At 63.6% G+C, this 13,159-nt stretch carries 10 protein-coding genes; 4 read left to right on the forward strand and 6 right to left on the reverse strand.

From position 1 onward, the window contains the following. Positions 1-454: 454 nt before the first annotated feature. The gene (locus E8L03_RS00075; RefSeq protein WP_144305001.1) at positions 455-934 is read right to left on the reverse strand and encodes a hypothetical protein; all 480 of its coding nucleotides are present in this window, start codon (positions 932-934) and stop codon (positions 455-457) included. A gap of 293 nt (positions 935-1,227) precedes the next feature. On the opposite strand from E8L03_RS00075, the gene E8L03_RS00080 reads away from it, so the two are divergent. Continuing rightward, complete coding sequence (locus E8L03_RS00080) at positions 1,228-2,178, forward strand: calcium/sodium antiporter (RefSeq protein ID WP_171266213.1); 951 nt, start codon at positions 1,228-1,230, stop codon at positions 2,176-2,178. A 97-nt stretch (positions 2,179-2,275) separates the two neighbouring features. Here E8L03_RS00080 and E8L03_RS00085 read toward each other — a convergent pair whose 3' ends face one another. The 5 genes from E8L03_RS00085 to pstC form a co-directional block, all read right to left on the reverse strand. Further along, positions 2,276-3,208, reverse strand: coding sequence for a cation diffusion facilitator family transporter (locus tag E8L03_RS00085; protein WP_171266214.1), 933 nt, complete (start codon positions 3,206-3,208; stop codon positions 2,276-2,278). Positions 3,209-3,318: 110 nt separating this feature from the next. Next, entirely contained in the window at positions 3,319-4,065 is a 747-nt protein-coding gene (gene pstB, locus E8L03_RS00090) for a phosphate ABC transporter ATP-binding protein PstB (protein ID WP_216367962.1), read from the reverse strand. A 236-nt stretch (positions 4,066-4,301) separates the two neighbouring features. Beyond that, a complete protein-coding gene (locus E8L03_RS00095; RefSeq protein ID WP_144304997.1) occupies positions 4,302-5,351 on the reverse strand; it encodes a PstS family phosphate ABC transporter substrate-binding protein in 1,050 nt (349 codons plus the stop codon). Positions 5,352-5,438: 87 nt separating this feature from the next. Beyond that, positions 5,439-6,758: a phosphate ABC transporter permease PstA gene (gene pstA, locus E8L03_RS00100; RefSeq protein ID WP_144304996.1), complete on the reverse strand. Its 1,320-nt coding sequence runs from the start codon at positions 6,756-6,758 to the stop codon at positions 5,439-5,441. Continuing rightward, a complete protein-coding gene (pstC, locus tag E8L03_RS00105) occupies positions 6,751-8,142 on the reverse strand; it encodes a phosphate ABC transporter permease subunit PstC (RefSeq protein WP_235896565.1) in 1,392 nt (463 codons plus the stop codon). The genes pstA and pstC overlap by 8 nt, the downstream gene beginning before the upstream one ends. A 633-nt stretch (positions 8,143-8,775) precedes the next feature. Here pstC and E8L03_RS00110 point away from each other — a divergent pair. The 3 genes from E8L03_RS00110 to E8L03_RS00120 all read left to right on the forward strand — a co-directional run bounded on the left by E8L03_RS00110 (position 8,776) and on the right by E8L03_RS00120 (position 13,142). Then, positions 8,776-9,495: a Bax inhibitor-1/YccA family protein gene (locus tag E8L03_RS00110; protein WP_171266215.1), complete on the forward strand. Its 720-nt coding sequence runs from the start codon at positions 8,776-8,778 to the stop codon at positions 9,493-9,495. A gap of 111 nt (positions 9,496-9,606) precedes the next feature. Continuing rightward, positions 9,607-11,775, forward strand: coding sequence for a ribonuclease R (gene rnr, locus E8L03_RS00115; RefSeq protein WP_171266216.1), 2,169 nt, complete (start codon positions 9,607-9,609; stop codon positions 11,773-11,775). 119 nt (positions 11,776-11,894) lie between these two features. Then, a complete protein-coding gene (locus E8L03_RS00120) occupies positions 11,895-13,142 on the forward strand; it encodes a glycosyltransferase family 4 protein (RefSeq protein WP_171266217.1) in 1,248 nt (415 codons plus the stop codon). The last annotated feature ends 17 nt before the right edge of the window (positions 13,143-13,159 follow it).

Here is a 13,159-nt window from a genome sequence, read left to right on the forward strand (position 1 = left end):
ACCGGACGGTAATGCGGCGGCTGTGCTTTGGGCGTCCCTGCGCCAGACCAGCGGACGCGCCGCACACCAGGCGGCGGGATGTACGCCGGTCTGACGACAACGCGCCGTCGCGGAGAGGGGCAGCGGACTGGCCGCGGCGTGAACACGGCGTCCCACAGATAGATGGGCGTGTAGGTGGATACGCCGAAGTGGGCGTTGCCTGTGGATACGCCCACGCCAAGAGACACGAACGCGTGGGCAGGCAGGGCCGCGGCTATGGTGGACAGCGCGAGGCAGAGCACGGCAGCGGCCGTGAGCCGTAGTATGAACGAGGGCGCGAGAGGAGTCATGGGGCGATACTCCTTTCCCTGGTTTCTCGGGGCCGTGCCGCCGGGGTGCAACGCCCGGACGGCACAGTTCCCATGGTCTATCCTAATTCCATATGGGCAGCGGTGTGCGCTGTCAAACCGGAGCGTCAGGGATAGGGCTCGTACGTATCCCGTGGCAATCGGTGGAGCTCTCCGTTCTTCAGATAGGGGTAGTATGTGCGCCGGCGGATGGTGCCCCCGCTGCTGGGAGCAGGCTCACGGTAGTAGCCGCCGGACGAGCCCTGGGTGCGATTCGTGGCGTTGGTTTCGCGCTCCAGCTCCTGCTGCCGTTCCTTGAAACGTTGAATCTCCTCGGCCCCGGGCGTGGCGTTGCGCTCCCACAGCTCTTCCCACTCGTTTTTTCCATCGCTCTCCGTCTCGGCGGCGCGTTCCGGATGCTCGATACGGTCGATGGGCGGCACCTCACGGACAATGGGTCCTGTGGGCAGATCAAAACGACGCGCCGGCGATGAATCCGTGGCATTCTGAGCAGATGCGGTAGAGAGAGCCACGAGCACGAGGGCGAAGGCCAGAAGAAGCCGGACGCCGCATGCCGCGCCCCGGCGTATGAGGAGTTTCCGCTTCATAATGAATCAGTACGCCGGATGCATGGCGAGGTCAAAAAGAAAGACCGGTGCGCAGGGCGCAAATTGTCTTTTTTCGAGGATGCCGATCAGAGTGCGGGCGTTTGTCTAAAAACTTAGACAAGGGATGGCGCGCGAACGCTTCTCGTCGCCTGTGTGTGAAGGTCGCCATCACGCTGCATTGCATGCGCCTTGGTGCACGATGCGAGTGGAATTCAGCTGAGCGCATGTATCCCCGCAGCCAAAGTAAGGAGACGCGCCTTCCCATCATCCGCCCCATATTGTATGACTCCGGGATGCTTCTGGATATCGTTCTACTCGTGCTGGGTGCGGTACTGCTCTGGTTCGGGGCCGGTTGGGTCGTGGAGTCGTCCGCGGCCGTGGCGCGGCGTCTGAATATTTCGGAGCTCGTCATCGGGCTCACCGTGGTGGCCATGGGCACCTCGGCCCCGGAGTTCTTTGTCACGGCGCAGTCCGCTTTCAAGGGGCTGCCGGCCATCAGCCTGGCCAACGTGGTGGGCTCGGACATCTTCAACCTGGGCATCATCCTGGGGGCCATGGCCATCCTCAACCCCATCCCCACCCACCGGACCATTCTCTACCGCGACGGTGTGATGCTGTGGGCCGTGGTGGGCGTGCTGCTGCTGATGTGCACCCAGGGCGCGCTGACGCGGCCAATGGGCCTTGGGCTGCTGGTCATCTTCGGCGGGTACGTCGCCCTGCTGGTCTACAAGGGCATCCGCGATCCCGGCCCCATGGACATCGCCATGGCCGAGGAGCTGCTGGAGGAGGCGGGCGACCGCGTGGCCACATGGATCGACGGGCCCAAGCTGATTATCGGGTTCGCGGCCATCACCCTGGGCAGCGACTGGCTGGTGGAGGGCGCGCGGGTGGTTGCTGCGGCGCTCGGCGTGTCCGACTGGGCCATCGGCCTTACTGTGGTGGCCGCGGGCACCTCGCTGCCGGAGCTGGTGACCTGCCTGGCAGCCAGCCTGCGCGGCAAGAACGACATGCTGCTGGGCAACCTCATCGGTAGCGATTTCTTCAACCTCGCCGGGGTGCTGGGGCTCACCGCCGTGATGCGCCCCATCAGCGTGGACCCGTCCTCACTGCCGTCGCTGGGACTCATGGTGGGAGCCGTGGCGCTGGTGCTGCTGTTCATGCGCACGGGCTGGCGCATCTCGCGGCTGGAGGGCGCGCTGCTGGTGCTCGTGGGGCTCGGCCGCTGGGCGCTGGGGTTTGTGTAGAAGCCAAGTCAGCAATGCTCCTTCGCCCACTTGCGGCGTCAGATCTTGCTTTCTCCGCGGTCATTAGCCCGGTTCGTCCCTGGCCGCATCCTAATCCTTATTCATCGTCCTCACTGAACACGCAGACGTTGTGCAGGGTGCAGCTCGAATCATCCGTCTCCAGCTGGATGGTGGCGTGGTCGATGCCGAAGCGCTCGTGCAACTCGTCGCCGATCTGGTGGAGGAAGTCGCTGTCATCCGGGATCTCGCCTGCCGGGTGCACCAGATGCACGGTCAGCGCCGTGGACGTGGTGGAGAGCGGCCAGACGTGCAGGTCGTGGTAGGCCGTGATGCCCGGGATCTCCAGCAGGTAGCGCTCTACGGCCTTGAGGTCGATGCCCCTGGGCACGGCGTCCATGGCCAGGTCCACGGATTCCCTGAACAACCCCCACGTGCCGATGGCGATGACCGCGACGATGGCCAGGGAGATGACCGGGTCCAGCCAGACGGCGTCGGTGGCGGCGATGACCAGCGCGGCGGCAACCACGCCCAGGGAGACGCCGGCGTCCGCGGCCATGTGCAGGAAGGCCCCGCGGATGTTGAGGTCGCCCTTTCTGCCGGACATGAAGAGCAGGGCCGTGGCCGTGTTGATGATGGTGCCGACGGCTGCGACCCAGACCACCACGCCGGCCGAGACCGGCACCGGGTGCAAGAGCCGCTGGATGGCCTCCAGGGTGATGGCGCCGATGGCGACCAGCAGCAGGCAGGCGTTGATGAACGAGGCGTAGATGGTGGAGCGGCCCATGCCGTAGGTGAGCTTGCGGGAGGGCTGCTTGCGCGCCAGATAGACGGCGCCCCAGGCCAGCACGAGGCTGAGGACGTCGGAGAGGTTGTGCCCGGCGTCGGCCAGCAGGGCCATGGAGTCCGCGGCAAAGCCGTAGACCACCTCCACGACGACAAAGACGACGTTGAGCGCAATGCCGGCGGCAAAGCGCTTGTCGTACGAGGCCGGGCCATGATGATGGCCGTGGTGTGCGTGGTTGTGTGCCATGCTTCCATAATTATGGAGAAAGCATGGCGGATGTCAAAGGCTGGTGCAAAAAACTCGTGAAGAACGCCGCCTTCGCAGGGCAGAGCGCGGAAGAGCGTCCGGTTGCCGGCCTAGCCGAAGCGGCCGGTGAGGTACTCTTCAGTGAGCTTGTGGTAGGGCTTGGTGAAGATTTTCTCGGTGTGGCCCACCTCGATCATCTTGCCCAGGTGGAAGAAGGCTGTGCGGTCGGAGATGCGCGCGGCCTGCTGCAGCGAGTGCGTGACCACGACGATGGAGTAGAGCTCGGTGAGCTCGCGGATGAGCTCCTCGATGATGCCGGTGGCGATGGGGTCCAGGGCGGAGCAGGGCTCGTCCATGAGCACGACCTCCGGGTTCACGGAGATGGCGCGGGCAATGCAGAGCCGCTGCTGCTGGCCGCCGGAGAGGCTGGTGCCGGACATGTCCAGGCGGTCTTTCACCTCGTCCCACAGGCCCACACGGCGCAGGCTGGCTTCCACGGTCTCCTCCACCTCGTGCCGGGTGGAGGCCATGCCGTGGATGCGCAGGCCGTAGGCGATGTTGTCGTAGATGGACTTGGGGAAGGGGTTGGGCTTCTGGAAGACCATGCCCACGCGCCGGCGCAGGCTGACCACGTCGATCTTGGGATCGTAGACGTCGTCAGTGTCCAGGGTGATCTTGCCGGTGACGCGGCAGATGTCGATGATGTCGTTCATGCGGTTGAGGCAGCGCAGGAACGTGGATTTGCCGCAGCCCGAGGGACCGATGAACGCCACGACCTGGTTCTTGGCGATGTCCAGGTCCACGTTGTGGATGGCGTGGAAATCCGCGTAGTAGACGTTGACGTCGCGGCATTTCATGCGCGGATCGTCAACATAGGCGGCTTCCAGCGCGCGGGGGTCCGTATCGGGGTCGATGATGATACGGTTGTCGTTCCTCGGTTCGGCTGTGGTCTCCGTCGTGGCCATGAGAATCTCGTGTGCTGCTGGTTTGAGCGTTGGTTGGATTGTAGCGGTTCCGGCCCAGGGCCTGCAAGGCAAAGGAACCGGACCGGCATGGGTATGCCGGCCCGGTCTGCGTCTAATAGAATGCGGATTTATTTGAAAGCGGCCGCGGTCATGGGAGTCAGATCCTTGGCGGCAGCGGCGAACTCCTTGCGCTCCTGGTCAGGCATGGGGATCATGCCCTTCTCGGCAAGGTAGCCATCCGGGCCCCAGGCCTTGTCGCTGGTGAACTCGGCAACGTACTGCTCCATGCCGGGGATGGTGCCCACGTGGGCCTTCTTGATGTAGAAGAACAGGGGACGGGACACAGGGTAGGAACCGTCGGCGATGGCGTCGAAGGTGGGGGCAACGCCGTCGATCTTGGAGCCCTGGATCTTGTCGATGTTCTGGTCGAGGTAGCTGAAGCCGAAGATGCCGAAGGCCTCGGGGTTGGCTTCCAGCTTCTGGACGATCAGGTTGTCGTTCTCACCGGCCTCGATGTAGGCGCCGTCTTCACGCACGGTCTGAGAAACGGCCTTGAACTCGTCCTTACCCATAGCCTTGATGAAGGGGAACTCCTTGGCGCCGTGCTCCATCACGAGCTCCACGAAAGCGTCGCGGGTACCGGAGGTGGGCGGCGGGCCGAGGACCTCGATCTTGGCGGCGGGCAGGGAGGAGTCGATTTCGTTCCAGTTCTTGTAGGGGTTGGCGACCAGCTTCTCGGAGCCGTCCGGAGCCGGGACCATCTTGGCCAGGGCCAGGAAGAGCTGCTTGCGGCTGAAGTTGGCCTGCTTGGCGGACTTGGAGTTGGCGAAGGTGATGCCGTCGTAGCCGATCTTCACTTCGACGATGTCCTTGACGCCGTTGGTCTGGCATTTCTCGAACTCGGACTTCTTGATGCGGCGGGAAGCGTTGGTGATGTCGGGGTTCTCGACGCCAACGCCGGCGCAGAAGAGCTTCAGGCCGCCGCCGGAACCGGTGGACTCGATCTTCGGAGTGGGGAACTTGGTGGTCTTGCCGAACTGCTCGGCCACGACCGTGGCAAAGGGATACACCGTGGAAGAGCCCACAATGGAGATGTAATCCCGGGCCTGGGCATTGGCGGTCCCGGAGAAGCTCACGAGAACCGCCAGCGCGGCGAGTACGAGAAGAACGTTACGCATGGTTTGCCTCCAAAATAGTTGACTGGGTTGTGTATCAGGAACACGCGCGGTGCGTGTTGACCTCGTTGGATGGGAAAAAAGAACCGTCTACCATTGCCGTTCAAAACGTTTGCGCAAGAGGATGGCCACGGCGTTCATGGCGATGAGGAACGCCAGCAGCACCATGATCGCGGCGGAGGTGCGCTCCAGGAACGCGCGCTCCGGGCTGTCCGACCAGAGGTAGATCTGCACGGGCAGCACCGTGGACGGGTCGGTAAAGCCGCCCGGGATGTCCACGATGAACGCGACCATGCCGATCATCAGCAGCGGGGCCGTCTCGCCCAGGGCCTGGGCCATGCCGATGATGGTTCCGGTAAGGATGCCGGGCAGGGCCAGGGGCAGCACGTGGTTGAGCACGGTCTGCATCTTGGAGGAACCGATGCCCAGGGCGGCCTCGCGGATCGACGGCGGCACGGCCTTGATGGCTGCGCGGCTGGAGATGATAATGGTCGGCAGCGTCATCAGCGTGAGCACCAGGCCACCCACCAGCGGAGCCGAGCGCGGCAGACCGAAGAAGTTGAGGAACACGGCCAGGCCCAGCAGACCGAAGACGATGGAGGGCACGGCCGCGAGGTTGTTGATGTTGACCTCGATGAAGTCGGTCCATCTGTTGGTGGGCGCGAACTCTTCCAGATAGGTGGCCGCAGCCACGCCGATGGGGAAGGAGAGGAGCAGCGTGACCACCAGGGTGTAGAAGGAACCCACCGTGGCGCCCCAGATGCCGGCGAGCTCGGGCTCGCGGGAGTCGCCCGCCGTGAAAAGCGTGGTGTTGAAGCGCTTCTCGATGCGGTCCTCGGCGCGCAGCTTGTTGATCCACTCCACCTGATCCGGGTTCAGACGGCGCTGATCCGCAGGCACACTCTCGTCAAGGTGGCCTTTCATGTACATGTCCACATCGTCGTCGGCCGGAACCCACAAGGAGATGGTCTGGCCCACCAGGCCGGGGTCATCCAGCACCTTGTCGCGAAGCTGAAAGGCGGCGCCGCTGGAAACCAGGGAGTAGAGCTTGCGCAGCTCGCGGCGGCCGCTCACGTCCGGGAACATCTTCCTGAGCGAGCTCTTGACCACGCCCTGGTAGTTGGCGTGGGCCAGATCGTCGGCAGGGATGTCGTTGGCGTCCAGCGTGAGATCGAGCTTCATGTACGTCTGCTGGAAGGCCGAGTAGCCGTTCACGCCAATGGTCAACAGCAGCGTGGCCAGCAGCAGGATGCTCACCAGGACGGCGGCGATGCCGTACATCTTGAAGCGGAACTCGGCGGCGTGGCGCTTCCTGAGGATGCGCTTGTGCTGTTCCGCAGGCAGCAGGCCGTGGAAGCTGTTGCCGTTGTTGTTCACGGGCGCTTCGTTATCCATAGTCTGCCTATTCATATTGTTCTCTATATTTGCGCACCACGTAGAGCGCGATGACGTTGAGGACCAGGGTGATGATGAAGAGCACGAGTCCGAGGGCGAAGGCCGCGAGGGTCTTGGGGCTGTCGAACTCCTGGTCGCCGATGAGCAGGGTGACGATCTGCACGGTGACGGTGGTGACGGCCTGGAACGGGTTGGCCGTGAGGTTCGCGGACAGGCCGGCGGCCATGACCACGATCATGGTCTCGCCGATGGCTCGGGACACGGCCAGCAGGATGCCGCCCACGATGCCGGGCAGGGCCGCGGGCAGCACCACTTTGCGCACGGTCTCGGACTTGGTCGCGCCCAGGCCGTAGGAGCCTTCGCGCAACGATTGCGGCACCGCGTTGATGGCGTCGTCCGAGAGGGAGGAGACGAACGGGATGATCATGATGCCCATGACCGAGCCGGCGGCGATGGCGCTTTCCGAGGCGATGTCCATGCCCATGGCTTCGCCCAGGCCGCGGAACATGGGTGCGACGACCAGGGCGGCGAAGAAGCCGTAGACCACGGTGGGCACGCCGGCGAGGATCTCCATGACCGGCTTGACCACGGCGCGGACCTTCTTGTCGGAGTACTCCGAGAGGTAGATGGCGGACATCAACCCCACGGGCACGGCCACGAACATGGCGATGGCCGAGATGAGCATGGTGCCCGCGAACACCGGAATGGCTCCGAAGGCGCCGGAGGAGCCCACCTGGTCGGCGCGGATGGCCATCTGCGGGCTCCAGTCGAGGCCGAAGAGGAAGTCCGTGAGCGGTACCTTGTGGAAGAAGCGGATAGCCTCGAACAGCACCGAGAGCACGATGCCGATGGTGGTGAAAATGGCCAGGGTGGAGCAGATGATGAGCACGATCTTGAGGACATGCTCCACATCGTTGCGGGCGCGGTACTCGGGCACGATCTTGCGGTAGCCGATGAACAGCCCGCCGGCGGCCACGCAGAGCACGGCCACGGCCATGGCGATGTTGCCCAGGCTCTGCAGATTCTTGTAGTGCTCGGCCGCAGCCACGATGTCCGGGTGCTTGTCCGCGCCCATGAAGGAGCCGGAAACCACGTTGTGGATATCGTTGATGATCAGCTCAAGCCGCGAGGAAGGGAGGCTCTGCAGCGAGGCGGGCAGGTCGCGGACAACGATGCTCGTGATGATGGTGTCGTTGAACAGGCCCCAGGCGGCGAAGATGATGAACGCCGGGATGAAGCACCACAGCGCCAGCAGCCATCCATAGTACGTGGGCCGCGAGTGGAGCTCCTGAGCGCGCTTGGTCCCCCCCACAATGGCCAGCGAATGCTTGCGGCCAAAGAAGAAGGAGATGCCCGACAGGATGAAAATGGCGAGAAGGATGTTCGGCAAAGATATCATTGGTTGTCCAGAGTCACGTGTTCTTGTGGGGACTGTCGGCCGCGGCCTGGAACCCGGCGTACGCGCCGCCCGATGCGTGCGTTTTCGCAGGGCGCGGCCAGCGCCGCTTCCGAATTCCCACCTTTACGATCCAGCAAGAACTAGCATGCTGCATGTGACGGAATAGCGTCGTTCTGCAGAGGAAGCGGTGTCCTGCGCGGACCGGCGCGGTTTCGGCCGGTGTGGAGGACGTTGATTCAGCAGCCGCAAGCTTTCCCGTGAACACAGGCAGCGGAAACTACACACGCCGTATGGGGAACTCGTGGCGAGAATGTTACAATTGCATGTCAGCGGTTGATTTGATCCACGAACGTCCTGGTATGGCGGATAGTTGTGCGCAAGAGAGGGGATTGTCCGGGGAGAATGAAATTTCCGTACGAAAGTTTCATTTTCCTTTGAACGCAGGATGAGGCAAGAGGGGAATCTTGGGGAAGAGAAGGTCCGAACAGTCCCCAACGCCTTCCCCACTTGGGTTTGGAAGGCGAATAGTGTGGCGTGGACCTTGCCAAGGAGCATTGCGGCTGTTATTTAGACGATGGATCTACTCTATGATGCGAACCACACCCAAATTTCCATACGATCGGAGGAATACCAATGCCTTATAACGACTCTGTCGCATCACGCGTCGGTGCGCGCGCTGAGGTCGTCAATGCGTTCATGCGCGGCGTGTACTTCTGGATGTCCCTGGGGCTGCTCGTTACCGGCGGCGTGGCCTGGTACGTGGCCCATTCCGAGGCCGTGCTGAGCCTTTTCGTCACCCCGCAGGGCGGCATCTCCGGCCTGTTCATCGGTCTGATCATCGCCGAGTTCCTGCTGGTCATCGCGCTGTCCGCGGCCATTTCGCGCATCTCCGCCACGGCGGCCACGGCCATGTTCATGGTCTACTCGGCGCTCAACGGCGTAACGATCTCGTTCATCTTCCTGATCTACACCCAGGCCTCCATCGTCTCCACGTTCCTCATCTGCGCGGCCATGTTCGGGGCCATGAGCCTGTACGGCCTGATGACCAAGAAGGACCTCACGAGCATGGGCAGCTTCATGTTCATGGGGCTCATCGGCATCATCATTGCCATGGTGGTTAACATCTTCCTGCAGAGCACCGTGCTGGACATGGTCGTCAGCGTCATCGGCGTCATCGTCTTCACCGGCCTTACGGCCTACGACACGCAGCAGCTTCGCGTGATGGGCGAGACGGTGCCCGAAGGCGACGCCACGGCCGTCCGCCGCGGCACCATCATCGGCGCACTCAGGTTGTATCTGGACTTCATCAACCTGTTCCTGATGCTGCTCCGACTGTTCGGCGATCGCAGATAACATCGACACACGAAGAGGGGGCCGGCGGCCCCCTTTTTTCTTTCTGCGGTGCGGGATTCCCCGGGCCGTCCTTCTCATTCCGGCGCGCAGGGCGCGCCACCCAGTGAACACATGGCGAAAAAGAAAAAGAGCAAGAAAGGCAAGGACGCCTGGGGGCTCGACCCCCGGAAGGTCATCAACATTCTGCGCGAGGCGGGCAAGCCTCTCTCCAGTCAGGACATCCTCAAAACCCTGGGTGCCTCCAAGAAGGACAAGCACCGGCTCAAGTCCGTGCTCCACGAGCTCATGGACAAGGGCAAGGTGTACCGGCTCAAGCGCGGCGCATACGGCCTGCCCGAGAACCTGCACATCGTGACCGGTACGCTGGAGGTCCAACGCTCCGGCGTGGGCTTTGTCATTCCGGACGACAAGCGCCGCCAGGACATCTTTGTCCACCCCGGCAACATGGACGAGGCCTGGCACGATGACCGCGTGGCCGTGGCTGTACTGCCCGGACGCAAGGGCCGGCGCGCCGAAGGCCGCATCACCAAGGTTCTGGAGCGCGGCCACAAGACTCTGGCCGCCAGGCTGCTGCGCCGGTTGGGCGACTACTATCTGCTGGAGCCCACGGAGCCGCGCATCAAGGCGCGCTTCATGCTGGACGAGGGCGATGTGGGCGCGGAGCCCCAGCCCAACGACATTTATATGGTCGAGGTGGGTGATCAGCTCGACCAGGGCATCTGGGAGGTCAAGTTCCTGGCCAAGCTCGGCCAGGAGGACGACCCCTCCGTGCAGGAGGAGCTGGTCAAGGAGAACCACTCCATACCCCGCGCCTTTGCCCAGCATGTGCTGGCCGAGGCCAACGCCCTGCCGGAGCATCCCTCGCCCCAGGACTGGGAAGGCCGCGAGGACCTGCGCGAGGTCTCCTTTGTGACCATCGACGGCGCCAAGGCGCGCGACTTTGACGACGCCGTGTACGTGGAGAAGGAGGGCAAGGGCTGGCGGCTGTGGGTGGCCATTGCGGACGTGAGCCACTTTGTGAAGGCCGGCAGCGCCCTGGACCGCGAGGCGCGCGAGCGCGGCAACTCCTACTACTTTCCGCAGTCCGTGGAGCCCATGTTCCCGGAGCGGCTCTCCAACGGTCTGTGCAGCCTGAACCCGGCCGTGGAGCGGCTGGTGATGGTGGCCGAGGTGCCTTTCACCGCCGACGGCCAGCCCGGCGAGTCCAAGGCGTACAACGCCGTGATCAAGAGTCACGCCCGGCTGACCTACGCCCAGGTGAAACGCGCCGTGCTGGACAAGGACGAGAAGGAGCGCACGGCCATCCAGCACGTTATGCCCATGCTGGAGGAGGCGGAGCGGCTGGCCCGCGTGCTCCATGCAGAACGCCGCGCCCGCGGCACCCTGGATTTCGACCTGCCTGAGCCCGAGATACACTTCAACCTCTACGGCGAGGCCGTGGACATCACGCCCAAGACGCGGCACTTCGGCCACCAGATCATCGAGGAGTTCATGATCGCGGCCAACGAGGCCGTGGCCCGGATGCTCACCGAGGCGGAGCGGCCTTGCATGTACCGCATCCACCCGTCGCCGAACCCGGAAAAGCTGGGCAGCCTCTTTGACCTCTTGAGCGCGACCGAGCTGGCCGACAAGCTGCCCAAGGTGCGCGGCGGCGAGTCCGTCTCGCCGCTGGAGCTGCAGCAGCTCCTGGACGCGGCCGAGGGCACGGACTTCGAGTTCCTGGTCAACCGCCTGACCCTGCGCACCATGATGCAGGCCAAGTACTCGCCCCAGAACGAGGGCCACTACGGCCTGGCCTCGGACTGCTACTGCCATTTCACCTCGCCCATCCGCCGCTACGCCGACCTGGTGGTGCACCGCTCGCTGAAGAACTATGTGGCGGGCAAGGATGTGGAGGCCCTGCCGGGCCCCAACGGCATGAAGAACCTGGGCGGCGCGTTGTCCGATACCGAGCGCAAGGCCATGGACGCTGAGCGCGAGATCCTCAAGCGGCTCACCATCCTCTTCCTGCAGGACAAGGTGGGCGAGGAGTTCACCGGCGTCATCAACTCCCTGGCCGACTTCGGCTTCTGGGTGGAGCTGGAGCAGGTCATGGCCGAGGGGCTGGTGCGCCTCTCCAGCCTGGACGACGATTACTACGGATACTTCCCGGAACGGCAGCGCCTTGTGGGCGAGCGCACCGGCAAGCAGCTCAAGCTGGGCCAGCGCGTCCGCGTGACCCTGACGGACGTGAACCTCTCGCGGCTGGAAGTGAACCTGGAGCTGATAGAGCCTCTGTAATCCCGCGTGGTTCGCATCGTCTTGGCATTCTCGTACGTTTGGGATAGGAAAAGCCGGCTGCGTCGGTTGTTTTTTGCAAGTGATCAGAAATTCACCTCTCCTTTAAAGGCACAGCCCCTGTGAGTCTTCCTAACACTGCATTTATCGCTCTGTGGCTTCCCAAGCCGTCGGAGACCTTTGTATTCCGCGAAGCCGTCTATCTGGGCACCATGGGATTGCCCCTTGTTGTCTGGTCGCATTACGGGCCGTATCCCAAGGATCTCTCGCCGGAGATGCAGGCCTACGACAAGGCAACGCACCACGGCGTGCGCCATCTGAAGCACCTGTTCCGCGACCACGCCTTCTGGCGCAAGCGCCGGCCCAAGACATACTGGCGGCTGATGCGCCAGGTCCTGGGCCAGTGGTATGGCACGATGGAACGCCAGGGCGAGAACTGGTGGGGCCTGCACATGGGCTTCACCTTCGGCCGCTACGCCCTGGAGCAGGGCATCGAGCACATCCACTCCTGCTGGGCCGGGGGCGCGGCCACATCGGCCATGGTCGCCAGCGAGTTGACAGGCGTCCCCTTCAGTTTTGCTGCGCGCGCCGGCGACATCCACCCGCCCGAGCCGGCTCTGGCCAAAAAGCTCGAAAAAGCCAGCTTCGTGCGCGTGAACAATGCCTTCAACATCTCCTACATCCAGAGCTTTGCCGACACGCTGGACGATTCCGAGCGCCACAAGGCCAAGGTCCAGCTCGCCTACAACGCCCTGACCTTGGGCCACGGCAGCGAGGCGCCCGTGGTCATGCAGCCGCCGTACAACCTCCTCGCCGTGGGCCGGTTCGTGGCCACCAAGGGCTACGACTACCTGCTCAAGGCGTGCAAGCTGCTCAAGGACCGCGGCATCGACGTCCACCTGACCCTGGCCGGCGACGGCCGCGAAGGCCCGGGCCTCAAGAAGCTGGCCGGCGAGCTGGGCCTCGCCGACACGGTCTCCTTCCCTGGCTTCGTCACCCACGAGCGTATTGCCGAGCTCATGAGCACTGCCGATGTCTTTGTCATGCCTTCCATGGTGAACAAAACCGGCGGCCGCGACGGCATCCCCAACGTGATTATGGAAGCCATGTCGTACACTGTGCCCGTCGTGGCCACGGACGTGGCCGGCATCAAGGAAGTGGTCCGCGACGGCGAGACCGGACGGCTCATACAAGAAAAGAACGAAACCCAGCTGGCCGACGCCATCGCCGACACCATCTCCGACCGCGACCGCGCCAGACAATGGGCCGTCAACGGCCGCGACCTCGTCTACGAGCTCTTCGACCAGGAACGCAACTGCCAGCACCTCATCGACCTCTTTGCCGCGCACAGCGGCGCCGCTACTGTCTGAATACGATACGATAAAGA

Source organism: Oceanidesulfovibrio marinus, from assembly GCF_013085545.1.
Classification (GTDB): Bacteria; Desulfobacterota; Desulfovibrionia; order Desulfovibrionales; family Desulfovibrionaceae; genus Oceanidesulfovibrio; species Oceanidesulfovibrio marinus.

Bases quoted from the DNA above. Each gene is read 5' to 3' on its own strand.
- E8L03_RS00085 (WP_171266214.1), bottom strand. From the start codon at position 3,208: ATGGCACACAACCACGCACACCACGGCCATCATCATGGCCCGGCCTCG.
- E8L03_RS00075 (WP_144305001.1), bottom strand. From the start codon at position 934: ATGAAGCGGAAACTCCTCATACGCCGGGGCGCGGCATGCGGCGTCCGG.
- pstA (WP_144304996.1), bottom strand. From the start codon at position 6,758: ATGAATAGGCAGACTATGGATAACGAAGCGCCCGTGAACAACAACGGC.
- rnr (WP_171266216.1), top strand. From the start codon at position 9,607: ATGGCGAAAAAGAAAAAGAGCAAGAAAGGCAAGGACGCCTGGGGGCTC.
- E8L03_RS00095 (WP_144304997.1), bottom strand. From the start codon at position 5,351: ATGCGTAACGTTCTTCTCGTACTCGCCGCGCTGGCGGTTCTCGTGAGC.
- pstB (WP_216367962.1), bottom strand. From the start codon at position 4,065: ATGAAATGCCGCGACGTCAACGTCTACTACGCGGATTTCCACGCCATC.
- E8L03_RS00080 (WP_171266213.1), top strand. From the start codon at position 1,228: ATGCTTCTGGATATCGTTCTACTCGTGCTGGGTGCGGTACTGCTCTGG.
- E8L03_RS00110 (WP_171266215.1), top strand. From the start codon at position 8,776: ATGCCTTATAACGACTCTGTCGCATCACGCGTCGGTGCGCGCGCTGAG.
- pstC (WP_235896565.1), bottom strand. From the start codon at position 8,142: ATGATATCTTTGCCGAACATCCTTCTCGCCATTTTCATCCTGTCGGGC.